General features: G+C 53.0%; 25 protein-coding genes and 1 riboswitch. Of the genes, 7 read left to right on the top strand and 18 right to left on the bottom strand.

The window, feature by feature from the left end:
• Window positions 1–28 precede the first annotated feature (28 nt).
• From BCV73_RS08310 to BCV73_RS08290, 5 genes are all read right to left on the bottom strand, one after another.
• Window positions 29–829 (bottom strand): hypothetical protein, encoded by an 801-nt coding sequence (locus BCV73_RS08310; RefSeq protein WP_089546723.1) that lies wholly within the window; start codon window positions 827–829, stop codon window positions 29–31.
• 174 nt (window positions 830–1,003) lie between these two features.
• On the bottom strand, window positions 1,004–1,708 hold the full coding sequence (locus tag BCV73_RS08305; protein ID WP_089546722.1) for a DUF4274 domain-containing protein: 705 nt from the start codon (window positions 1,706–1,708) through the stop codon (window positions 1,004–1,006).
• A gap of 34 nt (window positions 1,709–1,742) precedes the next feature.
• The gene (locus tag BCV73_RS08300) at window positions 1,743–3,413 is read right to left on the bottom strand and encodes a DUF6138 family protein (protein ID WP_089546721.1); all 1,671 of its coding nucleotides are present in this window, start codon (window positions 3,411–3,413) and stop codon (window positions 1,743–1,745) included.
• Window positions 3,414–3,477: 64 nt separating this feature from the next.
• Window positions 3,478–4,539: a suppressor of fused domain protein gene (locus BCV73_RS08295; protein WP_076167466.1), complete on the bottom strand. Its 1,062-nt coding sequence runs from the start codon at window positions 4,537–4,539 to the stop codon at window positions 3,478–3,480.
• 42 nt (window positions 4,540–4,581) lie between these two features.
• Window positions 4,582–5,607 carry a LacI family DNA-binding transcriptional regulator gene (locus BCV73_RS08290; RefSeq protein WP_076167468.1) on the bottom strand — a complete coding sequence of 342 codons (1,026 nt, stop codon included), beginning with the start codon at window positions 5,605–5,607 and terminating at the stop codon, window positions 4,582–4,584.
• A gap of 324 nt (window positions 5,608–5,931) precedes the next feature.
• Between BCV73_RS08290 and BCV73_RS08285 the strand changes: the two genes are divergently transcribed.
• Window positions 5,932–6,990: a 2,3-butanediol dehydrogenase gene (locus tag BCV73_RS08285; RefSeq protein ID WP_089546720.1), complete on the top strand. Its 1,059-nt coding sequence runs from the start codon at window positions 5,932–5,934 to the stop codon at window positions 6,988–6,990.
• 209 nt (window positions 6,991–7,199) lie between these two features.
• Here the strand turns inward: BCV73_RS08285 and BCV73_RS08280 are convergent, their stop codons facing one another.
• From BCV73_RS08280 to BCV73_RS08265, 4 genes are all read right to left on the bottom strand, one after another.
• Window positions 7,200–8,450: an MFS transporter gene (locus tag BCV73_RS08280; protein WP_089546719.1), complete on the bottom strand. Its 1,251-nt coding sequence runs from the start codon at window positions 8,448–8,450 to the stop codon at window positions 7,200–7,202.
• A 48-nt stretch (window positions 8,451–8,498) separates the two neighbouring features.
• Complete coding sequence (locus tag BCV73_RS08275) at window positions 8,499–9,305, bottom strand: hypothetical protein (protein WP_089546718.1); 807 nt, start codon at window positions 9,303–9,305, stop codon at window positions 8,499–8,501.
• A gap of 304 nt (window positions 9,306–9,609) precedes the next feature.
• On the bottom strand, window positions 9,610–10,242 hold the full coding sequence (locus BCV73_RS08270; protein WP_089546717.1) for an RNA ligase family protein: 633 nt from the start codon (window positions 10,240–10,242) through the stop codon (window positions 9,610–9,612).
• Window positions 10,243–10,254: 12 nt separating this feature from the next.
• Window positions 10,255–11,214 carry an AAA family ATPase gene (locus BCV73_RS08265; protein WP_089546716.1) on the bottom strand — a complete coding sequence of 320 codons (960 nt, stop codon included), beginning with the start codon at window positions 11,212–11,214 and terminating at the stop codon, window positions 10,255–10,257.
• A gap of 457 nt (window positions 11,215–11,671) precedes the next feature.
• On the opposite strand from BCV73_RS08265, the gene BCV73_RS08260 reads away from it, so the two are divergent.
• Window positions 11,672–12,205 carry a GNAT family N-acetyltransferase gene (locus BCV73_RS08260; RefSeq protein ID WP_089546715.1) on the top strand — a complete coding sequence of 178 codons (534 nt, stop codon included), beginning with the start codon at window positions 11,672–11,674 and terminating at the stop codon, window positions 12,203–12,205.
• Between the two features lie 74 nt (window positions 12,206–12,279).
• Here BCV73_RS08260 and dapA read toward each other — a convergent pair whose 3' ends face one another.
• Window positions 12,280–13,179, bottom strand: coding sequence for a 4-hydroxy-tetrahydrodipicolinate synthase (gene dapA, locus BCV73_RS08255; RefSeq protein ID WP_089546714.1), 900 nt, complete (start codon window positions 13,177–13,179; stop codon window positions 12,280–12,282).
• 117 nt (window positions 13,180–13,296) lie between these two features.
• Between dapA and BCV73_RS08250 the strand changes: the two genes are divergently transcribed.
• Window positions 13,297–14,172: a LysR family transcriptional regulator gene (locus tag BCV73_RS08250; protein WP_089550155.1), complete on the top strand. Its 876-nt coding sequence runs from the start codon at window positions 13,297–13,299 to the stop codon at window positions 14,170–14,172.
• 207 nt (window positions 14,173–14,379) lie between these two features.
• Here the strand turns inward: BCV73_RS08250 and BCV73_RS08245 are convergent, their stop codons facing one another.
• The 4 genes from BCV73_RS08245 to BCV73_RS08230 all read right to left on the bottom strand — a co-directional run bounded on the left by BCV73_RS08245 (window position 14,380) and on the right by BCV73_RS08230 (window position 17,769).
• Window positions 14,380–14,928, bottom strand: coding sequence for an NADPH-dependent FMN reductase (locus BCV73_RS08245; RefSeq protein ID WP_089546713.1), 549 nt, complete (start codon window positions 14,926–14,928; stop codon window positions 14,380–14,382).
• 226 nt (window positions 14,929–15,154) lie between these two features.
• A complete protein-coding gene (locus BCV73_RS08240) occupies window positions 15,155–15,367 on the bottom strand; it encodes a hypothetical protein (RefSeq protein ID WP_076167490.1) in 213 nt (70 codons plus the stop codon).
• Between the two features lie 165 nt (window positions 15,368–15,532).
• Entirely contained in the window at window positions 15,533–16,717 is a 1,185-nt protein-coding gene (locus tag BCV73_RS08235; protein ID WP_089546712.1) for an MFS transporter, read from the bottom strand.
• A 464-nt stretch (window positions 16,718–17,181) separates the two neighbouring features.
• Window positions 17,182–17,769, bottom strand: a complete 588-nt coding sequence (locus tag BCV73_RS08230; RefSeq protein WP_089546711.1) for a TetR/AcrR family transcriptional regulator — start codon at window positions 17,767–17,769, stop codon at window positions 17,182–17,184.
• Between the two features lie 233 nt (window positions 17,770–18,002).
• On the opposite strand from BCV73_RS08230, the gene BCV73_RS08225 reads away from it, so the two are divergent.
• Complete coding sequence (locus tag BCV73_RS08225) at window positions 18,003–18,665, top strand: DUF2306 domain-containing protein (RefSeq protein ID WP_256992777.1); 663 nt, start codon at window positions 18,003–18,005, stop codon at window positions 18,663–18,665.
• Between the two features lie 82 nt (window positions 18,666–18,747).
• Here BCV73_RS08225 and BCV73_RS08220 read toward each other — a convergent pair whose 3' ends face one another.
• Both BCV73_RS08220 and BCV73_RS08215 read right to left on the bottom strand, forming a co-directional pair.
• The gene (locus BCV73_RS08220) at window positions 18,748–19,725 is read right to left on the bottom strand and encodes a hypothetical protein (protein WP_089546710.1); all 978 of its coding nucleotides are present in this window, start codon (window positions 19,723–19,725) and stop codon (window positions 18,748–18,750) included.
• A gap of 144 nt (window positions 19,726–19,869) precedes the next feature.
• Entirely contained in the window at window positions 19,870–21,225 is a 1,356-nt protein-coding gene (locus BCV73_RS08215; protein WP_076167500.1) for an amino acid permease, read from the bottom strand.
• A 238-nt stretch (window positions 21,226–21,463) separates the two neighbouring features.
• Here BCV73_RS08215 and BCV73_RS08210 point away from each other — a divergent pair, with 238 nt between their 5' ends.
• On the top strand, window positions 21,464–22,579 hold the full coding sequence (locus BCV73_RS08210; RefSeq protein WP_089546709.1) for a VanZ family protein: 1,116 nt from the start codon (window positions 21,464–21,466) through the stop codon (window positions 22,577–22,579).
• A gap of 47 nt (window positions 22,580–22,626) precedes the next feature.
• Here the strand turns inward: BCV73_RS08210 and BCV73_RS08205 are convergent, their stop codons facing one another.
• Together BCV73_RS08205 and BCV73_RS08200 are read right to left on the bottom strand one after the other, a co-directional pair.
• Window positions 22,627–23,418 carry a hypothetical protein gene (locus BCV73_RS08205; protein ID WP_089546708.1) on the bottom strand — a complete coding sequence of 264 codons (792 nt, stop codon included), beginning with the start codon at window positions 23,416–23,418 and terminating at the stop codon, window positions 22,627–22,629.
• Between the two features lie 205 nt (window positions 23,419–23,623).
• Window positions 23,624–24,391, bottom strand: coding sequence for an SDR family NAD(P)-dependent oxidoreductase (locus BCV73_RS08200; protein ID WP_076167506.1), 768 nt, complete (start codon window positions 24,389–24,391; stop codon window positions 23,624–23,626).
• Window positions 24,392–24,664: 273 nt separating this feature from the next.
• Between BCV73_RS08200 and BCV73_RS08195 the strand changes: the two genes are divergently transcribed.
• Both BCV73_RS08195 and BCV73_RS08190 read left to right on the top strand, forming a co-directional pair.
• Window positions 24,665–25,273 (top strand): TetR/AcrR family transcriptional regulator, encoded by a 609-nt coding sequence (locus BCV73_RS08195; protein ID WP_076167508.1) that lies wholly within the window; start codon window positions 24,665–24,667, stop codon window positions 25,271–25,273.
• Between the two features lie 61 nt (window positions 25,274–25,334).
• A riboswitch (ZMP/ZTP riboswitch) is annotated at window positions 25,335–25,418 on the top strand.
• 67 nt (window positions 25,419–25,485) lie between these two features.
• Complete coding sequence (locus BCV73_RS08190) at window positions 25,486–26,331, top strand: bifunctional 5,10-methylenetetrahydrofolate dehydrogenase/5,10-methenyltetrahydrofolate cyclohydrolase (RefSeq protein WP_089546707.1); 846 nt, start codon at window positions 25,486–25,488, stop codon at window positions 26,329–26,331.
• Window positions 26,332–26,503: the final 172 nt, after the last annotated feature.

Genomic DNA, 26,503 nt, shown 5'->3' with positions numbered 1-26,503 from the left:
TTATAAGGTATAAACACTGTAAAAACAGCTATAAATAAGGACCGAAGAAGTACTCCAGTTTCTCCCGCGAATACCCGTCTTCCCCGCGCCAGCAGGCAACGGCATTGAAATCGGTGCCCCGTCCCCGTTCTTTGCGGTAAAAATCTTTGGTTTCCAGAATGCCCGCGTAACCCCAGATCTCCATGACCTGATCCCGTTCATGCGAATTGGAGGGGAACACGTCCTTCCACCTTTTCTCGAGCTGCCGGGCGGCATCCTTGTCACCACACGCCTCAATCCCTTGGATCATCCCCTTCAGCATATCCACGTCTTCTTCCCGCACCAGGAACGGATCCTCCTCACGGCTCAGGCATAACAGATCCAGCCAGCAGTAAACGAGCCAATTGTGGCGGACGCCTCCCCATTTGATCCGTTCGAAATTAAGCACGTTCAGGTCCTCGCCGGCATATTCCTCTTGGGACATCAGCATGCCGTCATCGCAGAAAAAACACTCACTGTACCGGGGGATATCGGCGGCACGCATACGGAATGTATGAGAGGGTAAATGGCGGGTCAGCGTCCAGCTTGATAAAGCGCTGCGCAGATGAACTTTCCGGGTGGAAAGGCTGTGCAAAAACGCAGCAGCCACCCGCTCTTTCGTCACGTTATGCTCATGCAGATGAATGATCCGCCGGATCAGCTCATCATGCGACACGGTGAGCGGATCGAACATCAGCCCCTTGCTTTTGGCGTACTCAAAATCTTCAGCCGATAACATAAAACTTCCGCGTCTCCAGCCTCCCGATTGCCAGTACGTATTCGTTAATATTTTTTTGGCTTTCGCATCCATGCGGGCGGATCCCCCTCCTGTTCAGTAACAAATTCAGCCCGAATTCCTTGCAGCCTGCTGGGCCTCCGTTACAGGCACTGGTGCCTTGCTGCTCGATGGCGCAAAATAATATACATATCCGGTTTGCCCGAAGCGCCAGCGAAATCTCTTCAAGCCTGGGTCCCACCCCAAGAATCAAATGAGCTTCGCGCCTACTTTCTCTTTCAGCCTTTCGGCAAGCCAGCGCCATTTCCGGCCTTCTTCCGATGCTGCCGCATCGGCTTCACCCATGCCAAGCCAGTAATCGGCAACCAGCAGCTCATACATATCCAGCATTGTGATCTCGGCGCACTCCGGATTTTCCAGGGCAGCGATCATCGGATCGGGCCCATCGTCCCAGTTGTAGCCATCCACCACGGCATGAAGCAGAACCGGCGAGGACAACCCGCGGATCCGGCAGGTGACCTCATCCAGCGACTCCTCATACAAAATACCGTCGATGATCCTCTGCTCCTCATCGTTCATCGTGAGGCGGACCGCCCCGTCGGTATCAGCGAGCAAATCGGCCATGGCCTTGTCCATTCTTGCCGCCTGCCAGGCCGTCCCCAGGATGCCGTGCGGGGAATTCAGCTGAGCGCCATTCGCAATCAGCAGCTTGACCGTCTCCGGCTGCTTGAACTTCACCGCTTTTTTGAGCGCCGTATCGCCCAGCTTGTCTTCCGCTTCCAGATCGACGTTTTTCTCGAGCAGCAGCTTCATGCCGTCTACAGGCATCCGGTTGGTGATAAAAAGCATCAACGGCGTTCTTCCGCGGGCGTCCCGCTCGTTCGGGTCCAGCTGATCCACCGCCGCCCGGACCATTTCCAGCTCCTTGCTCTTGCTGGCCTCCGTCCATTCCAAATGATCGTCCCCCTTTCTCAGGTATTGACTGGACTCACGGATACCATGCCAGCAACCGCTCCAGCTTTTCTTTCATCGGAGAAGTCTCTTTTCTCGCGGACTGCGCCAGCTTGGTGTGTGTTCCGAAAATCCGGTACAGCACCGTTTCCCGCTCATAATCCTCTTTGGACTCCAGCTCACTCAGCAGAGCGTCCGCCAGATCCGGTGTATCGATAACGAAGGATTTCACCGGCTTGGCTGAATCGCTTCCTCCAAGCAGAATCTCCACAAGCACCGACATCCGATCGGGGGTCAGCCCGTGGGCTTCGATAAAAGCTTCGGCGTACCCGTCCTGAGCGGATTGGTGCTCCGTATCAACCGTTTCCATATACCTGCGCAGCAGCGGAAAATATTCCGTGCTCATGATGCCTAATCCCAGAACGGCATAGGTTCCCGGCATGACCGACTTCTCCCCGGGTTCCACATCCTTATACCAAGCAAATTCCTCCATGGCTGTCTCGGCGTACCCGGCAATCAGCGGATGAAGGCCAGGATACCGGAGCGCGCCGGCAAAAAAACGGTGCAGCTGCGATTTAGCCAGCTTATTCAGCGGCAGATAGTGTTTGTCCTTTGATGGGCTCTTCAGGTTTAGTTTGTACTCTTTGGGAAACCCCTCCGAGAGCAGCCCCGTTATATACGTCAGCGCTTCCCCGTATGCGGCCTCTTCCTCCGCATACAGACGGATGTCGATCGTTTCCGTAACATCGTTGGCCGCTGCCTGGATCTTTGTGCCTTCGAACCGGTGCAGGAAGCGCCCGCTGCCGTTCTTTATGTAGCCAGCCGCCTTTTCCGAGCCCAGCTGGACGGCTAATTCCAGATAGCGCGCCCGGAGCTCGGGCTCCCGGCGGCCGACCTTCAGCGCGGCATAGACGAAAAAGTCGAGCTCGTCCGCTTTCACAATCACCCCGTCCGCTGCATCTTTTCGCTTCCAGTCTTGGCCGAAGCTCCCGGTGCGCTCAAAATAACGGACCAAAAAATGCTCCTCCGCCCATTCTCGAAAGGCTGAAGTATATTGAGAGACCCACCCGAGCAGCCGGTCCGGGTTCGAACGATGCTTTTCCTCCAGCCGCCCAATCAGCGGCTCTAATTGTGCCTCTCGCTGTTCAAACAGATCGGAATTGAGCAGATGACGGGCAAAGAAGAACTCATCCAACTCCTTGGGACGTACCGGCAGATCCCGCAAAACTTTGGACTGGATAAAGGCATCGAGCTCCCGCCTCTGACCCGCGAGCTTGTCCTCATCGATCAAAACCTCGGTGAAGGTCCTTAATCCCTCTTCCCTCTCCATTTCGAGCACGATCTCGAAGCGGTAATCGAAAAACCTGGGGCCGTAAGTCCCGGCCCTCATCTCTTCCGCAAGCCGTGTCCGCAATGCGGGGAGCCACTCGCCGGTGATGAGGTCGTCGGTGATATCGCATATGTAAGGCCCGGCATTCAGCCGATACGAGGAGTCGGTCCAATCAAAGGGCCGGTCCAGGTCGATGCTGATTACGCCGTATCCGTCGCCGGCTTTGCGGGTACTCCAGGCCACGCCAAGATAATCCTTGATGCCCGCCTGGAGCCTGCTGACTTCCTTGATCTCACGGATACGCTTGCTTTCTTTCTCATAAATCCCGCTGATCAGGGACCACACCTCATCCAAAAACAGCTGTACGCTCGCGTTCAATCGTTTCCCCTCCCAAATTTCTTAAGCCATGCCAAAAACAAGCCCCGCGCGAGCGGGGTCCTGCTTAACCGATGACTTTGACTACATTGCCCTCGCTGTCCTTGATCTGCGTCTTCACGATCTGGATAGCGGCCCCCTTCACCGAAGGCAGCGGAACGACGCTTTCCTTCGGTGCCAGCGAACGGCTCAGCTCTGAAGCGGCTTGATCGTCCAGGGCAATTCGCACCTCGCCTCCTTCGGCTTTTAGCTCCGGCTTCTGCCCGGGCTCAAAGACGACGCGGGTGTCCGGTCCGACAAGCGTGAGCGAACGGCCCTTTAAAATCCGGCCTAGCAGCAGCTTGGCAATAATTCCGGCCTGCTTGGCTCCCATTTTCACGACGGAAGGCGACTTGCTGAACCAACCGCTCTTCCCCGGTTCCCAGGCCAGCTGATCTACAAACAAAAATCCGGTGCTGGATCCTTCCGCTTCCGCGCCCTGCCGGATTTTCTCTGCGACGGGTGGAATGCGCAGCAGGGAGCCGCGGGTTAAATCCGTTATGTAATAGGGAATATGCTCCTCGGCAGCCCCGAGAACGCCGAGCGTATTCCAGGTCTGCATCGCTTCGAGCTCATCTCCTGTAATGCCGGTCATCTCCAAAAACTCGACCTGGCCATTCGGCGTCTGGATCGCGGGCAGTTCCGGATCTTCAGCAAAAGCCAAGGCCGTCAGCTGCGTGTCGGCTCCGAGGCAGATCGGCCCGTTGGCATCCAGATAATCGCCCGAACGGAACACGTTTCCGCTGCCAAACACGTACCTGCCCATATTTTGCAGCAGGTTCAATGCCCACGCCGGCGGCTCCTCCTCATCGGCATCCCGCTGCAGCCGGAATGTCAGCTCAAAGCCGAATCCGCTGACCTCCTGGTCCTCCGACTCTTTTTCATACAATTCCGAGAAGCCGTACGTGACAAAATGCCAATGCGGGATCGGCGATTCCGCTTTGTAGGCGCTGATTCCGTCGAGCGGGTCCTGGCCGCCGAGCGCATACGAAATGAGCGTCCCGTAATGCTTTGGCTCCTGACTGCCGTATAATCTTTCAAGCTCCTGGTCGATGGCGTCCCAACCCGGTGCGCCGATTTCTTCGTTCATCATCCTGTCCCCTTCCCATGTGTGCCGAAGCTTTTCCTTATGTTATTTATTCGAATACTGCGTCATTGAAACGCTGGATTCCCTTACGATGAGACGCGGCTCAAACTCCACCCGCTCATAATCCGGCGGATTGTGCGACTGGATCCGTTTCAGCAGCAGCTCTGCCGCCAGCCGGCCGACTTCGCTGCCCATAATGGACACCGAGCTGATTTGCGGAGTGGTTACAGTCGCCCACAAGTTGTTGTCGATGCCGACCACCGCCACATCCTGCGGTACCCGGATACCAAGCTCCTTGAAGCGGTTGACGATCCCGATCGCCACCATGTCGTTGACGGCGTAGATCGCGTCCGGCATATGTTTCAGGCTGTAAAAATAATCGGCCGCCTGGCGTCCGGTTTCAAACGAAAAATCTTCCCCGAAATAAACCAGCGAAGCATCGACATGCCTAAGCGACTGTTCGTATGCCAGGTACCGTTCTTCAATTTTGTCCTTTGGCGCGCCTGCGTAAGCAATCCGTGCCCGTCCGATCTGGAGCAGATGCTCCATGACCAGCCTTCCTTCCTGGCGGGCGAGCCCCACGATATCCGCCTTTAGATCCGGGCTGAGCTTCTTGCCGTAATTGATGACGGATACCGGGATGCTGGCCTGGTTAATCAGGCTTTCCAGCTGCTTGGGATACGCCAGCGGCATCAGGACGAGGCCGTCCACATGAAGCTTCTTGATCTCCCGCAGCGTCTCCAGTTCCAGGCGGGCGTTGCCAAGCGTATTAATCTGCACCACCCGGTATCCATGCTGCTTGGCGGCTTGCTCTACCGACCAGGCGATATCCGGAATGATCGCGTTGCGGATGTCCGGCACGGCAAGCGCGATCTGGTGGGTTTGGCGGATTTTGAGGCTTTGAGCCGACGTATTGGGGACAAAGCCCATTTCATCGATCACCTGCATGATCCTCGCCTTCGTCTTTTCGCTGATTCCCCCACTGTTGTTGAGCGCCCTGGAGACGGTGGCGATGCCGACGCCTGCCTGCTTGGCGACGTCCTCAATGGTCACCTTTTTCTTGTTGGACATGCGAATTAATCCCTCTCACTTCGGAATCGTTTCCTATCCGGAAGACATTTTTTTCTTTTTCAGTATATATTATAGCATACCCCGCCATACCGATGCCTCAGCTTAGCCGCCAGACGCTGCAATCAACGCATGACCTCGGCTTATTTCTATACATAGACAAGTAAATCTTCCAATCACACCAAGGTTAAAAACACCCGCTATAGCCCTAAAAAATGATTTGACACGCAGAATAGAATGTGACATCATATGGATCGGAAACGTTTCCTATTTTTCGATATATCGCTCACCATATTATTTACTGCCTGATAGGGAGATGACGGATTCATGCAAGCATTGAGATGGCATGGCGTGAAAGATTTGCGCGTGGAAACGATTGAGGAGCCTTCGGCCCTCCAAGGTAAGGTCAAAATCAAGGTGGAATGGTGCGGCATTTGCGGAAGCGACCTGCATGAATACGCCGCCGGGCCGATATTCATTCCGGAGGGTGCGCCTCATCCATTAACCGGTGAGAAAGCCCCGGTCGTGATGGGACATGAATTTTCCGGCCAGGTCGTGGAAGTCGGCGAAGGCGTGACCCGCTTCAAAGCCGGCGACCGGGTCGTCGTGGAGCCTGTGTTCGCCTGCGGACATTGTACCGCTTGCAAACAGGGAAAATATAACCTTTGCGAAAAAATGGGCTTCCTGGGACTCGCCGGCGGCGGGGGTGGTTTCTCCGAATACGTGGCGGCCGATGAGCATATGGTTCATCATATTCCGGACAGCGTCTCCTACGAGCAGGGCGCTTTGGTCGAGCCGTCAGCAGTTGCCCTGTACGCCGTCCGTTCCAGCCGCTTCAAGGTAGGCGACCGCGCGGTCGTATTCGGGGCGGGGCCGATCGGCCTGCTTGTCATCGAAGCGCTGAAAGCGTCGGGTGCTGCGGAAATCTACGCCGTGGAACTATCGCCTGAGCGGCGGAGCAAGGCACAGGAGCTGGGGGCTATCGCGCTCAACCCTGCCGACGTTGACATCGTCCAAGAAATCCATCGCCTTACCGAAGGCGGAGCGGATGTTGCCTATGAAGTTACAGGCGTCCCGGCTGTTCTGAACCAAGCGATTCAATCGACGAAAATCAGCGGTCAAATTATGATTGTCAGCATTTTCGAACGGGAAGCCCCGATCCATCCGAACCAGATCGTCATGCAGGAACGCAATATCGCCGGCATCATCGGTTACCGGGATGTGTTCCCGGCTGTAATCAGCCTGATGCAGCAGGGCTATTTCGCGGCCGATAAGCTCGTTACGAAGCGCATTGCTTTAAGCGAGATCGTCGAACAGGGCTTTGAGACGCTGCTGAAAGAGAAAAGCCAAGTCAAAATTTTGGTATCGCCACAACCGTCCAAATAACCGACTGCGAATATTACTGCACCTTAGGTGCTTTTCATAACGAATAAGAAAAACGTCTATCGACGTACCTTCAAAGAAGACAGGCCGCGTCTAAAGGAAGTTTTTCTTGCGAGATCAGGAAGCGGAGCCTCCGAAACTTATCCTTTCTGATCTCTTCAAAAAAGATCCCTTCGCCGAACATACGGCAGGGGATCTTTGTTATGTTAGCCTTATTGCCGGAGCGCAGCCTGCGTCTCTTGGCTCTTCTCCCGCCGCTGATGCAGCATCATCAGAAGAACGGCGCCGGCGAACGCAGCCGCCACAAGCCAGACGGGAATCCGCGGATCGAGCTTGTACGCCCAACCGCCGATAATGCCTGCCGGAGATGTAAGCAGCAGAATCAGCACGGACAGCATGGAGAACACTTTCGCCCGTTTGTCATCGTCGATCGCGTTCTGCACGGCTGCCTCCAAATAGGGCGAGCTGATCATCAGCCCTACGGCGGCCAAAATCGTGCTGAGCCCGATCCAGACCAGGTTCGACGTCGGCCACAGCACCAGCATGACGTTTGAAGCGACCGACAGAATGAAACCGGCCATCATCGAGCGGTTCGCCGCGTGCTCCGGAATTTTCGGCATCAGCAGCCACAGCGTCAGCAGCATAATGACGGAGGACACCGCTGGGAACAGGGAGATCAGCCCGCTTCCCACATGCAGGTAATCCGCCATGTACAGCGACAGATACGTCGTTTTCATCGTGGCCTGGAAGTTGAACAAAATGTATACGCTAAAGATCAGCATGAGCGACTTGCTCGTTATAATGTCGCGAATCGCCCCGCCATAATCGATCAGGCTTTCCTTCAGCCCGAGATCGCGGGTCTCCCGCATCTTTCTCTGGCCGATTTCGGTTTCGCGCGTCGACAGATGCCGACCCACGAACTGAAACGTCATCATCAGGAACGCAAGCACGTACATGATGCGCGTGCCGGACACAAGGCCGTAATGATCCACCAGCAGTCCACCGAGCGGAGCGAACAGGCCCCCGATCACGCTAATAATCTGCAGCAGCGTAAAGACGTAAGTCCGGTCGGCGGGCTTCGTATCCTCGACGATCAAGCAGTAAAACGCGGTATGCGGCACGCGCTGAAACCCGTTGACAAGCGCCGCAGTGAGGAAGAACCACACATTGTGCGAAACCGCCCACAGGATGGTGGCCAAGCTCCAGCTGAACAGGTCAAAATACAAGATGGCCGATTTGCGGCCCATCCGGTCGGTCAAATACCCGCTGATAAACGATGAAAACACCTGAACGATCAGGCCGATCGTAGTGATCCAGCCGATGCTGGTCTCGGCGATGCCAAGCTCGTACATATACAGCGTCGCGTAGGTGCTGACCATACTGTACGGAATGAGAAAAAAAGGCTCAAAGGCGAGACAACCCCTGCTGTTTCCTTTTAAGCGCGGGAATAAAGGTCGTGACATACCATCCTCCGGGTCCTGATGAAATGTAAGTGAGTGTGATCGATGCGATTAAGGCAGCTTGCGCCGTGGTTTCTTCGTCTGCTGGGGCTGCCAGGCGATCAAGGCACCCGCCTCTCCACAGATTTGATTCACCTGTTCAAGTTTCGCGGGGGCGACTTCCCACATCCATCGTTCTTCGCCCACCCGGTAAAGTATACCATGATCTTGGCAGCTCTGTATCCAGTTTTCCAGATTCGTATCCGCGATTCCGATGCTGAGATGCTCGCCGTTCAGTACATTGGCAGGGTACACCATTCTCAGCTTGCTGCCGGTATAGCGGGCTTGTCCGCCGTATAAGCCGGGGGTCTCTTTATTGAAGGCAAATGCTTTTTCATAAGGGAACGCGGTTTTTCCGTTGTCCCCGGCGGCGTAGCTCATCGCATCCGTCATTTTTCTCGTCTCGTATAAGATTGCATAAGGAAAGGAGAATTGTTCTGTCATATGGCGCAGCCATTCTTTAAGAACGGAATATGTGTCTTCCGAAGGGCTGTCGCAAAAGACGGCGATATGCGGGAAACTGCCGTATCCGCTGGTCTGATAAGTAAAAGCAGCGTCCCATGGCAAAGTTCCGCGCTGCTGGCTGTACATCCAGAAGGCTGCTGCCTCTCCAGTGCCGATTTTCGCCTGTAATTGCTCCGGGGAAGTTTCCACCAGATCGTGATCGCCTTCATGATCTCCGTGCTCCAAAAGCTCATAGTAACTCGTCCCTGTTACAGCCGTGTCGATCTTCTCAAAAAAGGCCTTCCCGGCGGCAAAAGCCTGCATCACCCCAATCCGTTCCGTATGATACAGCGCAACACCTGCACATCCAGGCATACCGTTCCCTCCAAGATAAATGTTCGCATTTTTTACTCATTGTAAATCTTCTATTATGTAATCAAATATGTATTCAAAGCTAAAGCTTAAAAAAATATAATTTCAAGACCCGTCAATCTCCTCCGATGTGGGTACTGCTGCTTGAGAATTACATGACCAACTCCACCTTCCATATCTATTTCATCTTTCTATGAACTACAAATATAGCTCCTAAACTGCAATCCGCTAAAGTAATCTAGATCTTGCTTAGACCCTGTACATAAAGCTCCTCAGCTTACATCGTCTGCCCCCTGTTTCAGCAGCTTCACGGTTGGAGTCCGTTCGGCTCGACCGGTCTGCTGAGCCAGTGCTCATCCGTTTGGACATGATTGTTCCGCACGAATTTGGCCAGGCTTTGCCTGAACTGCTCGTAAGGGAAAGACGATGCCAGCCTCACCACATACCCTTCCTGTTCCCCGCCGCAGCAGGACTTTTTCGTGTAGCACCGTTTGGCTGCTTCTTCGTCCCAAATGCCCCTGTACAGCAGCGGCACCGTAGGTATTCCAAGCCGATCCGCCCAAACTACCGTCTCATCCCAGGATAGGCACAGGTTTTGCTCATTCCACACCGAGAACAGCATAAAGTATCCAGGCAGCGCATCGTAAGCGAGCGAATGCTTGGCGTACACATTTTCCCCGCAGAGACGATACCCTTCCGGAATCAAGTACCTGATGCCGCCGTGCAGCGTCTTGACGTAATGCCGGGAAGGATGGTCCTTGCTGTCCAGCGATCTCGCGTGAATGAAATCCGGGTACATCGTGGTGTTCTCGCCGTCCATTTTCTCGGTGATCACCACTTCTTTTCCTACGAAATGGTCCGTGCTGCGCAAAATTTTGTCATCATCGGTGTATCCTCGTGACCAGGGAAGATGCATCGTTTTCGGATATTTGATTTTCATGAAACCACCTCTTTATTTGCCGTTCGTGTCCGCTTCCGCGAAAAAATACAACCGGGCCAGCAGATCCCCGCCAAGCAAATGATAAATGTTTGACGCTCCTGCGTCTCCCCCGTGAAGAATTTCCATATGAAAGCTGACCATATGCACAACCTTCAACACAAATGCCTCATCATATCCGAGCTCTTTCAGTACATGACAGGCAATGGCCGCAGAGACATGCTCGTGGCCGAAATAAGAGTAATAGCCGCGGGTTTCCTTCCATACCTTACAGAACGGTTTGCCCGCATCGTGAAACAGCGCCGCATACTGCATCGCCAGCAGGTCATCCCCTTCGTACTGCGCATTGATATAGGCAAGCACGGCGTAGGTGTGCTCGGACAAGGTTTTGGAGTGATAGGGATTCTCCTGGTCGTACCCAAGCATGACGGAAAAATGCGGGCAGGCGCTTAAATAGGCAAAAAGCTCATCGTGACCTGGACGTTCTGCGAGCAGTTTTTCCAATTGGATTCTGTCCAGCTTCACATCCTCTGAGCTGTGCACGATATGCAGCGCTTGGAACCCTTCGGCCATGACCGGAAACTCGAAGTTTTTGGCAAATTTCGTCAGCACTGCGTCGTCGATCCGGCGTTTGCGCGTCCCTGCCCGCTGCCTGGCCGTCTCATACGGCGTATCGCACACATGGCCTTCGACGGGCACATCCCTGAATTTCTTCAGAAACTTTACACGGCGGTCGCGGCTCACGTTGGTTGCGTCAAATACGACACTGCGGCCCTCCCCAAGCAGACGGTCTATTTCGGCAAAAGCCTCGTCAAACACCAGATACGTGTTCTTTTGCCTGGACTCGCTGCCGAACAGCCTCTCCCGGATGGAGTCGGTCGAAACCGCCACGGCCCGCTCACGCTTGCACAAATTTTTGGCATAGAAGCTTTTTCCGCTGCCTGGAATGCCGACCAGCATGTGAATCGTACTCATCGTGATCACCTCCTTTCCATAAATGGTTCATTTCCTTCACCATCCTCTTGATAGTCACCTTCCATTCATCGCTGACACCCATTGATCCCGTATGAAGCGTTCTTGTTGACTTTTACCCGATGATGGACCGTGGATCATGAATGCAACAAAAAAAGCCCTTCCCCGAAAACCAGCCGGGTTCCTGATGAAGGAGGCGCTCCCTTCAATTATATGGGATCCTGGCTTCAAAACACACGGGACCTTGGTCGCATCCGCAAAACAGGTCTTTCTGCCTGTCACCGGGTATTCGATCTCGCGGGGATGCCGGCTGAGATTTGATCGCTAAGGGCCAACAAGAGGCCGAAACGTAAAGCTTGCATAAAAAAACATGACACTTCCATTTATTTGATATATAATAGGAACATAAGTTCTTATACCAAGGTTCATCCATTATTATATTTGAGGGGGACAACCATCCATGGGAAATCATATGGCGGGTTTGCAAGTACAGATCAGGCCCTGGTCGGAAGACCATTTGCATTTGGAGCTGCTCTATCGTTTGAATGTTCCAGAGATGCTGGAACATCTGGGCGGACCGGAAAGTGACGAGCAGGTTGAGAAGCGCCATAAACGATATGTTGACGTTCAGTCCCTCGGGAGCGGCTGCATGTATAGCATATGGCTGGCAGATCATCCGGTGCCAATAGGCAATGCGGGATTTTGGGAGAGTGGTTGGCAGGGATCTACCATTTATGAGATCGGCTGGGGCGTCCTGCCTTCCTTTCAACAGCGGGGCATTGCATCGGCCGCGACAGCAGCCGTGATCGAGCAGGCGAAACAGCAGAAGAAGCACCGATTTATGCACGCTTTTCCGTCCGTGGATAACCCAGGTTCCAATGCGATTTGCCGGAAGCTCGGCTTCGCTTTCATGGGTGAATGTGATTTTGAATACCCGAAAGGCAGCTTTATGCACTGCAATGACTGGCGCTTGGATCTGGAAGCGGGCGTCTGATACGGACCGCATGAAAGAGGCCATCGCCCTTCCTTTGAAGGATGGAGGCCGCCTTCTCGCTAATGTCCGTGGTTTTAGTTCTGCGCTGCTTCGATGCCTGTCAGCAGTTGGGCCAGTTCATTCTGGAGCAGCTGGGATATACGTGTCATCGGCAGCCGAAGGTGATCGGAAGCAATCAAACCCTGATTAGCCAGCACCCATTTTATCGGAGCGGGATTCGGTTCCTGGAACAGTTTGCGGATAAGCGGGACGACACGGTCAAAAGATCGTTTGCCTTCCATGACCCTCCCCTTTTGCACCAGGTCATGGACCTCAATAAAGATATCTGTGTACAAGTTGGCCGAAGCCAGAATCCCCCCGCTCGCCCCTTGGCTGAGCTTGGCATGGTAGTACAGGTCGTCGCCGCATAACACCGCCCCCGCATCTTGACGAGTCAACTCGGTAACCAGATCCAGGCCGTCGGAGCTGTCTTTCATACCGATCACACCTTCCATCTCCATAATGGTTTTGGCCGTATGCATCGTTAAGCGGACCCCGGTACGGGCAGGGATCTCATAAGCTATAACCGGTACCCCGACTTCGTTCACCCGGCGAAAATGCTGAATGATCCCTTCCTGCGACGGTTTACTGTAATAGGGAACCACAACGAGGACGGCATCCGCCCCCAAGGCGGCAGCCTGCTCCGTCCGCTGTACGGTCGTCAACGTGTCGTTGGTCCCCGTTCCGATGATCACCGGGATACTTCGCTGCTTTTCTTTCAAAATCTGCTGCGTGGCCCGGGTGAGCTGTACGACTTCGTCCCAGCGTACCGTCGGGGCCTCTCCAGTCGTCCCGTTTATGATCAAGCCGTTGATATGATGCTCAGCCAGCTTTTCCACGTAACGGGTGTATGATGCCAAATCAAGCTCTCCGCTTGGCAAAAATGGCGTGACCACAGGAACCAAAACGCCATGCAGTTCATCTCTTCCGATCATTTTTGATGACCTCCTCTATAGGTTGTGCCTCTAATTTAGCATAGGAATTATTATCAGTGTTATCTATAATAGTTGATGAGCATCATCGATAATATTGATAGCATGGAGATGAATGGCATGGACCTGACGTACTTTCATACCTTTCGCGAGGTCGCGCACCGCAAAAGCTTTACCCGGGCGGCCGAAGAGCTGGGATATGCGCAGTCGAGTGTAACGGCGCAAATACAGAAGCTGGAGAAAGCATACGATACGCAGCTGTTCGAACGTTTCGGCAAGGGGGTTCGGCTGACCTCCTCCGGGGAAGAGCTGCTTAAACTTACGGTACAAATGCTTGATTTGTTCGATGAATCGAAGGAAAAGCTTCGGACCGAGGGAGGCGGCACGATCTCCGTGGGAACGATGGATTCCCTCGCGGCTTACTTTCTCCCCCCGCTGATCCAACAGCTGCGCAAGCAGTACGAAGGATTGTCCATCCGATTATGGACGGACCGGGAGGACCTTCTTGTCCAGAGGGTCAAAGAGGGAGATTTGGACATCGGCCTGATTCTCGATAACGAACCGGAGGATCCGGCGCTTCACTGGCAGACGGTCCGGGAGGAACCGCTCGTTCTCATCGCAGGGCCGGGACATCCCCTGGCAAATCGTGAGATGATCCGTCTTCAGGATCTGTACGATGCCGAATGGATTCTGCCGGAAGAAACCTGTAATTACCGGGTCATGCTGGAGAAGCTTCTGAAGCAGCACGGAATCCCATGCCGGCTTGGCTTGGAGCTGGGAAACCCCGAAGCGATCAAGCGCTGCGTCATGGCGGGATCAGGAATCTCCCTCTTGCCCCGCATGGCAGCAGACGATGAAATCCGCAGAGGGCTGCTCGCCCCACTTCCCTTCAACCATCCTGATCTGCGGCTCAGCCTGCAGCTGATGACCCATCCGAAGAAGTGGATCTCCCGGGCACTCGGTGATTTTATCGAGTTGGTCAGGAAGTCGCCGTGAGCCCATTTTAGCTGTTCACTGTTCACTATTCCCCAGAATCAGCTGTAAACCGTTCACATGCGAGTAGATCTCTGTGTTCCCGGCACCTAATAATCCATGACCACCTGAGCGCCGTAAATTCCTTTAGCACTCGGAGATACAACAAAAAACGCACTCAGGCAGCGTCCAATCGCTTCCTCCGTGCGTTTTTCAACATATCCAATCGATTTATGCCCGAATCGTCTTTAAAGCCGCGGACCAGGCAACCACTTGATCCAGCATGCCGTTAACATTTTTATGATGCAGCTCGGCCGGCTTGAAGGTTCTAAAGCTTTCGAAATCGGTAAAGAGCGACAGCGTAGGGTGAATGCGGACATCCGCCACGTTCAGCTCCCCAAGAATGCCTCGAAGATGCTCGGCCGCCCGGGCGCCTCCAGTGGACCCGTAGCTCACGATGCCTGCCGCTTTATTCCCCCACTCATCCCGAACCAGGTCGATCGCATTTTTCAGCACACCCGAAATGCTGTGATTATACTCTGCGGTGACGAACACGAATCCGTCCATGCGGCCGATGGTCGCGGCCCAGTTTTGGATGGCGTCCTCTCCGCCAGGATGTCCGAGGAACGGCAGCGGATAATCCGCCAAATCGATCAGGTGGTACTCCGCATCTCCACGCCCGTCGGCCAGCTCCTTGAGCCATGCTCCGACCTGCGGGCTGACCCGCCCTTCCCTAGTGCTGCCAAGGATGATTCCAATATTCAAGTGTGATTGTTCCATTTCTAGATCTCTCCCCATATTCATAAATTTCCGCAGGTCCTGTAACCTGCCTGTAAACCCGGATCGGTACCTTTATCTTATAGCGGCTTGAAGACGAAAGATAATATCAATTCCGGCATGGCTATATATATTTCGGTCTATGGGTGGTTGATGCCAAAAAAAAACAAACGCCTGAGCAGAGCACTGGCGGCTCTGCCTAAGCGTTTATCGGGCAGTGTAATCGGATCTATTTGCGGATCTCATAAAATTGGCATTCTTTGCGCGAATGGTACGTAACATCACTCACACCGGACTGGGTAATTACCGTGGAGTCGGTGAACCGGATGATCCGCGTATCTGAATCGATCAAATGGTCATCTTTAAACACGCGTATGGGAAGCTTCCTGCGCTCGGCCTCCTGCAGATCTGCTTCCGTCAGAAGCTCTCGAATCGTTGCCATGAATGACGGGTTCTCCTTTGGATATGAATTAGATACGATCACGGGTGCTCGCTCTTCCTTTATTGTAGCCGTTCATGGCATAAATGGAAATGGTTGAAGCGGGTAGGAACGATGAAAGCAGGAACCTGCAGGCTCAGACAACGTAACCGGACCAGCTCTTCACGCTTACGCACAGGTTTTTTCCGGAACCGCTGCGGAATCAGCTGGAGCCGGGGTCTTTTTCAAATATGGAATCAGCGACAGCAGGCCAAGCACGGCAAGAACCGCACCAACCCACAACGGTGATGCCAGGCCGTAGCCATGATCGATCGTGAGCCCGCCAATGGTGGAACCGACGACAATGCCGAAATTGACGACCGAGACGTGGAACGTATTGACGAGCGAGCCACCGTTCGAAGCTCTGGCCACACGGGTCACCATGGGAGGATTCATGGAGACCCCGACCAGGCCGATCACGATGACGGCGATAACCGCAACGACCTGGTGTTCGGCAAATAGGCCGAACATGATCAGCGCGCCCGTAAGCACGACTAGGCCGATGGTCATAATCGGCATCATGTACCGGTCGGCCAGTCTGCCGGTGATAGTGTTGCCGATGACCGTTGCCACCCCGTAAACCCCGAGCAGGAGCGGCACCATGGATGCGCTGAAACCCGCTACATCGGTAAGTATCGGTGAAAAGTAACTGAATGCCGCAAACGTCGCCCCAATGATCAGCATGCTGGTCGCGAAGGCTGCCCACAAATGCCGGTTCTTGAATTCCGCGAGTTCCCCGCGGAGGCTGATCGTTTGAGATTCCTCTTTAGGCGATTTCGGAATCAGCAGGAGCCCCATCGTTCCCGAGACCAGCACAAGGACAACGACAGCCCAGAAGCTCGCCCGCCAGCCGAGATACTGGTCGAACAGCATGGCGGCGGGCAGCCCGACGGCGGTTGCGACCATCAATCCGCCAAGGACGATCGAGGCGGCACGGCCGCTTGCTTCCGGACGAACCAAGGTGAGTGCAATCGCGATGGACACGCCGAAGCAGGCCGACGAGGCAACCCCGGTAATAATCCGGGCAGCCATCATAAGTTCATAGTTCGGCGCGAGCGCTCCCAGCGTCTGCCCAATCAGAAACACGGTGGACAATGCCAGAAAGGCTTTTTTGCGCGGCACTTTTAACAATCCGACTGTCAACAGAGGCCCGCCGATAATCATCCCCGCAGCATAAGCGGATATCAGATATCCGATGGCGGCGACAGATACGCCAAACTCCTCTGATAGCGACGGCATGATCCCCGCCACCATAAATTCAGAAGTCGTCATGGAAAAAATCATCAGTCCCAGTACATAAATCGCAAGCGGCAATGTAAACAGCTCCTTTATTTATTATTTTGTAACACTCAGTACAAAATTAGACGCAGGGATCTCTCCAGGCATGTCACCTAGGAATCCCCCTCTATATTTTCTTTATATTTTTCTCTGCATCTCCTCTACAACTCTTAGGAATCTACTCGAAAGCTCCTCGGAATCTCATCTTTATCCTCACTGTATTTCCTCTGTGTGTTCTCTATATCTCCACCTTGATCTCCACCTTGCTCCCGTCTTTACTTGTGCCTCACCTCCATTTTTCAATGGTTATAACTTTGCGGCTCATTTTACGTCCCACTTTTGTAACCACTAGTACAAAATTATTCAAAAAGCACAGCCGCGTCCATCGCGTGAACATCGTACAGCGCAAAGCGGCAGCTCGAATACGAACACAACAGCAAACAATGATTTAGATAGACTAGATGATAGATTAAATATATCTCTGACTCCCAGGGATTCTGCTAAAATATGGCCGCAAGCGTGCCGTCAATAATCTGCCGGGCCAACGCACGGTTCATGGTCCCCGGATAAATCACACGCAGGCCATAACAACAGCTGAGGAACAGAGCCGTCAGCTCCGATGTATCCCGTTCACGAGAAATTTCGCCGACGGACTGCCCTTCGCGAATCGTTTCCTCGAGAGCCTGCTCCAGCAGCGCCACATGCTGTTTGAAGATCCGCTCAACAGTCGGGTCAGACTTTCCCCGCTCTACCGACGCGTTAATAAGCAAACATCCACGGTCCTTGGCTGTCGAGCCCTCCCGGATTTCCCATTCCAGCAGCTCCCGCAGCCGCTCCTTCACCGGAGCGTCTTTGCGCAGAATGTCCAATTGGGTCTCGATCCCCACCTGATGGTATCGGATCAGCGCCTGTTCGTACAGCTCATGCTTGCTCCCGAAGGCATTGTACAAGCTTCCTCTGCCGAGACCGGTTTCCTTGCATAAATCGTCTGTTGAGCAGGACCCGTATCCCTGTGACCAAAACACCTCCACAGCGGCATCGATGACGGCTGTGTCTTTGAACTCACGGGGTCTACCGCTTTTACTCATGTTTAGGCATCCCTTTCGTAGGTTTGATTGGATTGATTCTTAGCTTACTTAATTTTGTACTCATCTGTCAAATATTATTTTTCTAATAAAATCCATTTCGTCACAAAAACGACACCAAACATGCGTTGCAAGCAAAGCCGTTTTCCTATAGCATAAATTTCCGAACGAAGTTCGGCCACCACGGTGCTGCCGCGGTTCGAACATTATCTCCAAATGGAGCGGAGTATTTTGCCATGTCAAAAAGCAAGCGCTATTATGCCCTGATGCTGCTGGTCATCACCGCCTTTATTTTATACGTCGCCTATGTACAGATCATTCAGGATCCACAAGCTTCGGCTTTCCTCGGTTTCAAAACCGACCTGAACCATCCCCTGAACCCGAACCTGTGGCTGATCGTCATGAGGATTCATGCCATATTGGCCTGCTTGGCCATGATCTGCGGAGCCGTCAACTTCGCAGCACGGATCCGGGTCAGACACGTAAAATTCCACCGGTTCAACGGATATTTATATGTCATCTGTGTCATGCTGGTTGGCCTCACCTCAGGTTATATGGCACCGGTCGCCACGGGAGGAAGGTCGGTCAGCATTGCGTTTAACCTGTTAACGATGCTATGGCCGGCATTCACGGTGATCGCTGTAATTCAGATCCGGAAAAAGCAAATGGCCAGCCACCGGAAGTGGATGGCTCGCAGCTATGCATTCTGCTTTACAAACCTGGTTGTCCACGTCCTCACGTGGACGATCCGCACGCTTGCCGGAAGTCCTTACCCGGTCAGCTACCGGATCAGCGTGTTTATTACGATTCCTTTGCTGCTTCTCATCGCAGAGCTTGTTATTCGCACTGCGTGGCCTGGGTCAGCCGGTTCCCGGCGTTCTGCCGGCAACAAACCGTAAGCGAAAAAAACCGCCAGATGGCGGTTTTTCTCTTCTTATTCATGCAAATTTCCGTGCAAACAACAGTAATTTCAGCTTGAAGCTATTCGTTTTCGATCGAATTCAGCGCTGCAAACGCGAGCGGTCCAAAGCCTTCAGAAGCTTCCCTCTGCGGCTGTGTGACATGAAAAACAAATCCGCTGCCGTCAAGCTTCTTCACGATATATTCATGAGTTCCCGAGGAATCGAATGCCGTCAAAAAAATAAGCGCGTCCTTCATCGGACCGGTAAGGTCTGCCGCCCCAAGCTTCTTGATTTCGCCATACGGCTTAAGCTCTTTCTTCCCCTGCGACTCCAGCTGGTCCAAATTGAAATCTGCAGGCAGCTTCTCAATACGGACCGAGTACTCGTGATCAACATTCATATACAGCAGATGCTTGCCCGCATCAAATGAAAACTGTTCGGGAATATACAGCGAGTACCCTTCAGCCTGAACAAGCTTGGCGGGCCGCACTTCGTCGTTGCCTTCCAAGGTGACTTCCAGCTTGCCCTCGGCAGGGCGCTTACTGACACTGCCGCTGCTTGCGGATGATTTAGAGTCTCCTGAATCAGATTGACCGCCGGCAGAAGCACTGGAAGATGAATCCTTGCCGGATGTGCCGTCTTCGCCGCTTTCGCCTGCTCCTTGCACGCTGTCCGATTTTTTAATTTCGGTCAGTACGAGCTGCTTTAATGTATCCTCGCCTTCAATAGCCTTTTCTTCGTATTTGAATTGCACTGGGTCCTGCTCCTGTAAATCGGCTACCGCTTGATCCAGCCCGTCACCCAGCTGAAAAGCAGTAGGCTTGCCGTCAACCACAATTTCCACCGTATGCGGATCAGCCTGGCCGGTATACGTTCCGGTTCCTTCCCTCACGGACGGTACCTGTTCAGCATTCCCGGGCTGGGTTGACGGATTGTTCTGCTCATCCACGTGGTCTGGCGTACCCGGCGCCGTTTCCTGTTTGTCACTGCATGCGGTTACCGCAACAGCTATAGCCAGCGCCAGCAGAATCGAACTGATTTTAATCGTATTCTTCATGCTGCACCTCCATTACCATCTTAGACGGACGGAGGCAGCTTCAGGTTTCAATAAATTCGATAGTCTTGATAAAAATATCAAATGGGATGGGTCATACGAGACAATCCAAACCGCTTCATAAGCGCATCATTCGTTTTCTTTCGTTTACTTACTTCTTCCTCCAGTCCTGGAAAACCGGATCATGGACCAGATAATCAGCACGATAAGTACGGCAATGCATACGCCGATACTAAGCCGGTTCTGCGCATCGAATAAAAACATGGCCGCGATTACCGCCAAGCAGGCCACGACGGCAGAAGTAACATACGGGTACCCCCAAACCTTAAAGGATGGCTCCACCGGATACGACTTCCGCAGCTTGATTTGTGCCAGGGAGATGCAGATCCAGACCAGCAGGACGCAAAATCCCGGAACAGCCATTAACACGCGGAACAACTGATCCTGCGCAAACATGCCCAGCATGGATCCCAATATCAAGATCACGGCACACAATAACAGCGTATTTACCGGGATCCCCCTCCGGTTCGTGCGGGCAAGAGCCGGCGATGCTTCGCCGGCTGCAGCCATGGAGTGGAGCATGCGTGAAGCTCCGTAAATTCCCGAGTTGGCTGCGGACAGCACTGCTGTAACCAGAATAAAATTCATGAGATCCGCCGCCCCGGACAAGCCGGTCGCGGTCAGTACCTGGACAAACGGACTCGACTCGGGGCCGAGCTGGTTCCAGGGAATCAGCCCGCATATCACGAGGATCGGCAGCGTGAAAAATAATATGATCCGCAAAATAAAATTGCGCACCACTTTGGGCAGCACCTTTTCGCTGTTTTCCGTTTCCGTCAATGTCAAACCGATCAGTTCCGAGCCCCCATAGGAAAACATGACCACAAGCAAAGCGGAAAAGATGGACGTCCACCCGTTGGGCAGAAATCCTCCGGCCGCCGAGTAGTTATGCAGATACGGCGTGTTGCTGCTCGGAATGATCCCAAAGATCAAGCATGTCCCTAAAACGATAAAGACGATAATCATGGCGATTTTGATCCCCGCCAGCCAAAATTCAAACTCGCCGAAGCTTCCCACGCTCATCAGATTAATCAGAATAATGAAGGCCGCGCTGGCTAGACTAAGCAACCATAACGGTACCCCGGGAAACCAATACTGCAAAAAGCTGCCGGCCGCTATAATCTCAATGACGCACACGGAAAGCCACAGGAAGCAGTACATCCACCCCATAATAAAGGACACTCTCTCACCAAAGGCCTCACGGACGAAGTCCTTCATGTTTTTACCCGGGTAAACCGTAGCCATTTCCGCCATGGCTCCCATGACGACGAGCAGCAGCAGCCCGGCGAAGACGTAAGAGATAATGACGCCCGGTCCGGCGAGACCGATCGTTTCGGCACTGCCTTTGAAGATACCGGTGCCGATGACTCCACCCATGGCCATCAAGCTGATATGCCTTGGTTTTAATTTTTTCTGCAATGAAACCCCATCTGGTTGTGACATCAAATATCCTCCTGCTGAATCTTGTTGTATTAGAACAAAAACCATAAGTTCAAGTATAACATTTTGCTTAAGCATCCTGATAGAAATTTAGCCGAATTTTCTGTATTTGCTTCACGATTCTTTATGATTTTTAAACAAAATTTAACCAGAAACCGATCATACTTATGCTATGATGTACATTCAGCCGATGGCAAGGCCGAAAGAAAACATAAAGAAATTAAGGCGGTGCAGTTTAGTCGTGTTTCATTCGTATGTATTTCCAATCTCTTATGCATTTCTGTCTTTTCCCTTTGCGGCACTATTTTTTACCATTCCCTTCATGGTCGTCCAGTACCGCAGACACGGTTATATCCATAAAATCAGGGCGTTTGTGCTGTACCTGTTCCTGTTGTACCTGCTCAACGCACTGTTTCTGGTCATCCTTCCGCTGCCATCTTCACGGCACAATCCCGCCATGGCCGGAGGGGCGCTTCAGCTGGTGCCGCTGAATTTCATTCACGACATCCTGAAAGAAACGTCCGTCGTGTCTTCGCAGCCCTCGACGTACCTGCGGCTGCTTACGGAACGCGCCTTCCTTCAAGTGGTGTTCAACGTGTTTCTTACCGTGCCGTTCGGTATGATCCTCCGTTATTATTTCCGGACGGGATGGAAACTTTCCATTCTGCTGTCGTTTTTGCTGTCGCTGCTGTTTGAGACGACCCAGCTCACCGGAATATTCGGGATCTACGATCACCCGTACCGGGTATTCGACGTCGATGACCTGATCACTAACACGCTCGGCGGTTTGCTTGGATTCTTGGCAGCCGAATGGTTATCCGGCCTTCTTCCCCGTATTGAGCATTTGGATGCCAACATCGACCGGGCCGCCAAACGGGTGACCTATACGCGGAGGGGAATCGCCTTTATGGCGGACGGGATCGTCTGGGCGATGCTGCTTGGCATTCTGCATATTCTGCATATACCGGCTTCCTTCTGGGTTGCGACAGGACTGTATTTCATGCTGGTACCTTGGCTGACGGGCGGACTGACTCCCGGCAAATGGCTTGTCCGCATCCGTCTGGCCGATGGAGGGGAGCGAATCTCCCTTAAATCGCTTGTGGTTCGATATGGAATCCTCTACTGGCTGTTTTTTGGAGTCAACCGGGTTCTGGCCGGCTCCCTTGACACCGTTCCGCCGATCCTTCGCATGATCCTGGGACTCATCGTGTTTGCCTTGAATACCGTCTTCTTTATCCATGTCGTCATCTGCGTATTCAAGAAGGAGCCGCAGTTGTTCTATGAAAAATGGAGCAAAACCCGGCATGTTATCCTTTGGCAGCCGGCCGCAGCAACCGAACCGGAGAAAAAGGAGTAGTTCCCCTTGGCAAAACATACTTCACTAGGACATATCACGCTTGTCCTTCAAGACTTGGGGAGCTTGGTTTCCGCTGTCCGGATGACGGAATCGATCTGCTTCTCCCATTGGTAAATTTGATTGAGGGAAGCGCTGATTTTACCAAGCTCCTTATACATCACGGTCAGTTCAGCCGTGGCTGTGATCGCGTTCCCGAGCTTGACTGCCGCTTTATACCGTTTGTCCGATGCGCTCCGGGTGCTGTTCGCTGCCGTAATCTTCTTATTCTCGGCAGTCACCTGCTTCTTTAATGTTTGGACTTGGGCCAACGTATCCTTCACCGCCTTGGCTTTGGCCGAGGCTTCCTTCTTGGCGGCAGCGAGCGCATCCTTACGGCTCTTGATTTCCGCACGGGCCGCACTGGCCGAGGCCTTGATCTGGTTGCGCTTCAGATCGTACTGAAGCGCGGCCTTCTGGTCCTTGCGTTTTCTCGCATCCGCCGCCTTCTTCCCAAGGTCTGTATATTCATTGAGCAGCGGCTGATATTTCTTCTGAGCCTGATCGGCTTCGGATTTCAGCTTATCGATCTTGGCCTTGTCGATCCCCTGCACCTTCGCATTGACAGTCTTTAACCGGTCATCATTCTGTTTCCGGAGCACTTGAATCTGCTGTTTCTTCAGCTTGTTGGCCTCATCCAGCGCCTTATAGCTGTCATGAAGCACGCCTATACTCTGTAAAGCGGCGTCCCAGGCACTGTCCGATGCGGCGTCCGCCTTGGCCGGACCCAGCAAGAACAACGCGACCGAACAGCATAAAACCGTCAACAAGCTGTTTTTCCATAAAACTTTTACATACGACATCTCCATCTCTCCCCCAAATCATCAAAATTCATAATAAATGGACAAAAAAAGCACCCCGCAAGTAAGGCATGACGCCTTTCCTGCAGGGTGCTTCTCCCGCTTCCATTCACTATGTTGAACCCACTATATCGCTATTTCTCACAGTTGTCAATAAATTCCTGGAACATTTGTTCCTCTTTTTCTTGGCCGAATCCGGTTGTCGTGATTACTGACCGACCATTCCGCCGTCTACCGTGTACAGGGAACCTGTAACGAATGAAGCTTCATCGGAGAGGAGGAAGTTCATTACCGCCGCTACTTCCTGCGGCTCGCCGTAACGGCCCATCGGTGTGGCCGCTTCATTGGCGGCTTTGTACGCTTCCGCATTGCCTGAGTTCGCCTCAATCTGCCGCATCATCCGGGTGTTGATCGTTCCCGGCAGAACCGCATTAACCCGGATGCCCAGCGAAGCCAGCTCGTTGGCAGCAACACGCGTCAAGCCGATCACGGCATGCTTGGACATAATGTATGGGGCCACTCCTGGCGCGCCCATCAGGCCTGCAAGCGAAGACGTATTCAATATTGCGCCGGAATTCTGCTTTTTCATAACTGGAATAACGTAATGCAGCCCCAGGAACACCCCACGGACGTTGACGTTATATACCAGATCAAGCGCTTCCACGGATTGCTCTTCGATCAGCCCGGTAGGGCCCTCAATCCCTGCATTGTTCGCAAAGTAATCGATGGTGCCGAATTTTTCAACCGCACGGTTCACATAGTTCTGCACATCCTGCTCTTTGGATACGTCGGCAGCGATCGCCAGTGAATTGGTATCGTTCAGGCCAAGCTCCTCGACGACGCTCTTGACCGCATCTTCCTTCAAATCGACCAGGACGAGGTTCAGCTTGCGCTCGGCCAAACGCCGTGCCAGCTCTTTCCCGATTCCGCCGGCGGCGCCGGTAATGACTGCAGTTTTCGTTTGTGTTTGACTCATGACTGAATCGCTTCCTTTTCAACAAAGTTTATAAAATGATTTATAGGCTTTATAGCTCATGTCTGCTACATGTATAGGTTACACCTTTATTAATTGTTTACACAATAATCATATTTCGAAATAATGTCATCTATCCAACAGATTGCCGCCGTATGTCACCGAACCATGACAATCTTGAACATTTACCTTCTCTTTGTTGATGATTTTCTGCGTTTTGGCGGCATCCCAACTTACGTTATAATAGGAGAAACGACAAGCTGGAGGCAGATGCATTTGACAGATGAACACGTTCTTGACCGCAGAGCCAGAAGAACCCGGCAGGCGCTCAAATCCGCTCTCGTTTCCTTAATTCTCGATAAAGGCTTCGATTCGGTGACTATTATGGACATCGCGGCCCGTGCAGACTATAACCGGGGTACCTTTTACAAGCATTTCGTCAGCAAGGAAGACCTGCTCAAGGAAATCCACGACGAGTTTCTGCAGGGCATCGCCGAACTGCTCGTCAAGCCGTATGAGGGCCTGGAGCGAATTGAAGCCTCGATGACCTACCCCTCAGGGCTGCGCTTGTTTGAACATATCGAACAGCATAAAGATGTGTTCCTGGCCTTATCGCGAGTCGAACGCGGAAAGCTGGCGATGGACATGTACGACAGGCTCAGGGAGTCGATGCGGAAGGACATGCATATCGAAATGGAACCGACCGAGCCGCCGATCGACTACGAAATCATGCTGAGCTACCGGATGTCGGCCACGGTAGGGGTCATTATGCACTGGGCAGAGGTTGATTTTAAATACACGGCGTCTTATATGGCGCAGCAGCTGATGGTGCTGGTTGAGACAAAAATGGATTACATCGTGTTTAAAAGAAACGGCGGCACATAAGCATCATTCTCAAAACTCCCCATTGTGCCCGTAAGCACAATAAGGTATCATTCTACATAGATGGACTGTGTGCGACTGGCGGAAACATGGGATGAACCATGAGGGAGCACATGGATATAAACAGCCGTACGCCTGGGCAGAGGTAAGGGGGATTTCCCCTTGCCTCTTTATGTTTTTCTGGACCTTACCATGATTTAAAGGAGATGCAGACAATGACAGAACAAACGTTGATTTTGGACGGAGCGCGCGTGGCGCAGGACATTAAGGACGGCTTGGTTAGCAGGGTGAAACGGCTGTCCGAGCAAGGGATTACCCCCTGCCTGGCGACCATTTTGGTAGGCGACGACCCGGCATCGGCCACATACGTGCGCATGAAAGGCAATGCCTGCAGACGGCTCGGGATGGAATCGTTAAAAATCACACTGGATGCGGGGACGACGACCGAGGAGCTTATCCGGGAAATTCAGAAGCTTAACGCCGACCCGAACGTTCACGGTATTCTGCTGCAGCATCCGGTTCCCCATCAGATTGATGAAAGAGCCGCATTCGACGCGATCGCCATTGAAAAAGACGTCGACGGCGTCACCACGCTGGGATTTGCGCAGAATGCTTTCGGCTTTGCCGCCTATCCTTCCTGTACCCCGGCGGCCATCATCACCATCCTGGATTACTACCGGATTCCTGTAGAAGGCAAGCACGCTGTTGTTGTCGGCCGCAGCCCGATTCTCGGCAAGCCCGTCTCGCTGATGCTGCTGAACCGCAATGCCACAGTTACGATCTGCCATTCGAGAACGAAAGGCCTTGGTGATATCGTGTCCCAGGCAGAGATCGTTGTTGCCGCAGTAGGCAAACCGAAATTCATTCAGGGAGACTGGATTCAGGACGGCGCCGTCATTCTGGACGCAGGCTACAATGAAGGCAATGTCGGGGACGTTGATTATGAGGCATGTCTTGAAAAAGCGAGCGCCATTACACCCGTCCCTGCGGGCGTCGGACCGGTAACCATCGCCATGCTGCTGAAGCACACGGTGGATGCGGCGGAAAAACAGCTGGGATAAACCAGCCATCGGTATGGCCAGGTTTTCCAAGAGACACTTAAAAAGCCGTGTATCGGCATCACAAATACGCTGGGTAACGGCTTCATAAATGGCAAGAGGGCATTCCGCCGAACATCATTCGGTGAAATGCCCTTTTTTCTACCCAAGATGAAATGTTCTTGAGTCGGTTGAT

The sequence above is a fragment of the Paenibacillus sp. SSG-1 genome (assembly GCF_002224835.1).
GTDB classification, from domain to species: Bacteria; Bacillota; Bacilli; order Paenibacillales; family Paenibacillaceae; genus Paenibacillus_AQ; species Paenibacillus_AQ favisporus.
This window is presented reverse-complemented; position numbering and strand designations above follow the sequence as displayed.

Bases quoted from the DNA above. Each gene is read 5' to 3' on its own strand.
- BCV73_RS08310 (WP_089546723.1), bottom strand. From the start codon at position 829: ATGGATGCGAAAGCCAAAAAAATATTAACGAATACGTACTGGCAATCG.
- BCV73_RS08295 (WP_076167466.1), bottom strand. From the start codon at position 4,539: ATGAACGAAGAAATCGGCGCACCGGGTTGGGACGCCATCGACCAGGAG.
- BCV73_RS08290 (WP_076167468.1), bottom strand. From the start codon at position 5,607: ATGTCCAACAAGAAAAAGGTGACCATTGAGGACGTCGCCAAGCAGGCA.
- BCV73_RS08285 (WP_089546720.1), top strand. From the start codon at position 5,932: ATGCAAGCATTGAGATGGCATGGCGTGAAAGATTTGCGCGTGGAAACG.
- BCV73_RS08280 (WP_089546719.1), bottom strand. From the start codon at position 8,450: ATGTCACGACCTTTATTCCCGCGCTTAAAAGGAAACAGCAGGGGTTGT.
- BCV73_RS08275 (WP_089546718.1), bottom strand. From the start codon at position 9,305: ATGCCTGGATGTGCAGGTGTTGCGCTGTATCATACGGAACGGATTGGG.
- BCV73_RS08270 (WP_089546717.1), bottom strand. From the start codon at position 10,242: ATGAAAATCAAATATCCGAAAACGATGCATCTTCCCTGGTCACGAGGA.
- BCV73_RS08265 (WP_089546716.1), bottom strand. From the start codon at position 11,214: ATGAGTACGATTCACATGCTGGTCGGCATTCCAGGCAGCGGAAAAAGC.
- BCV73_RS08260 (WP_089546715.1), top strand. From the start codon at position 11,672: ATGGGAAATCATATGGCGGGTTTGCAAGTACAGATCAGGCCCTGGTCG.
- dapA (WP_089546714.1), bottom strand. From the start codon at position 13,179: ATGATCGGAAGAGATGAACTGCATGGCGTTTTGGTTCCTGTGGTCACG.
- BCV73_RS08250 (WP_089550155.1), top strand. From the start codon at position 13,297: ATGGACCTGACGTACTTTCATACCTTTCGCGAGGTCGCGCACCGCAAA.
- BCV73_RS08245 (WP_089546713.1), bottom strand. From the start codon at position 14,928: ATGGAACAATCACACTTGAATATTGGAATCATCCTTGGCAGCACTAGG.
- BCV73_RS08240 (WP_076167490.1), bottom strand. From the start codon at position 15,367: ATGGCAACGATTCGAGAGCTTCTGACGGAAGCAGATCTGCAGGAGGCC.
- BCV73_RS08230 (WP_089546711.1), bottom strand. From the start codon at position 17,769: ATGAGTAAAAGCGGTAGACCCCGTGAGTTCAAAGACACAGCCGTCATC.
- BCV73_RS08225 (WP_256992777.1), top strand. From the start codon at position 18,003: ATGTCAAAAAGCAAGCGCTATTATGCCCTGATGCTGCTGGTCATCACC.
- BCV73_RS08220 (WP_089546710.1), bottom strand. From the start codon at position 19,725: ATGAAGAATACGATTAAAATCAGTTCGATTCTGCTGGCGCTGGCTATA.
- BCV73_RS08215 (WP_076167500.1), bottom strand. From the start codon at position 21,225: ATGTCACAACCAGATGGGGTTTCATTGCAGAAAAAATTAAAACCAAGG.
- BCV73_RS08205 (WP_089546708.1), bottom strand. From the start codon at position 23,418: ATGTCGTATGTAAAAGTTTTATGGAAAAACAGCTTGTTGACGGTTTTA.
- BCV73_RS08200 (WP_076167506.1), bottom strand. From the start codon at position 24,391: ATGAGTCAAACACAAACGAAAACTGCAGTCATTACCGGCGCCGCCGGC.
- BCV73_RS08190 (WP_089546707.1), top strand. From the start codon at position 25,486: ATGACAGAACAAACGTTGATTTTGGACGGAGCGCGCGTGGCGCAGGAC.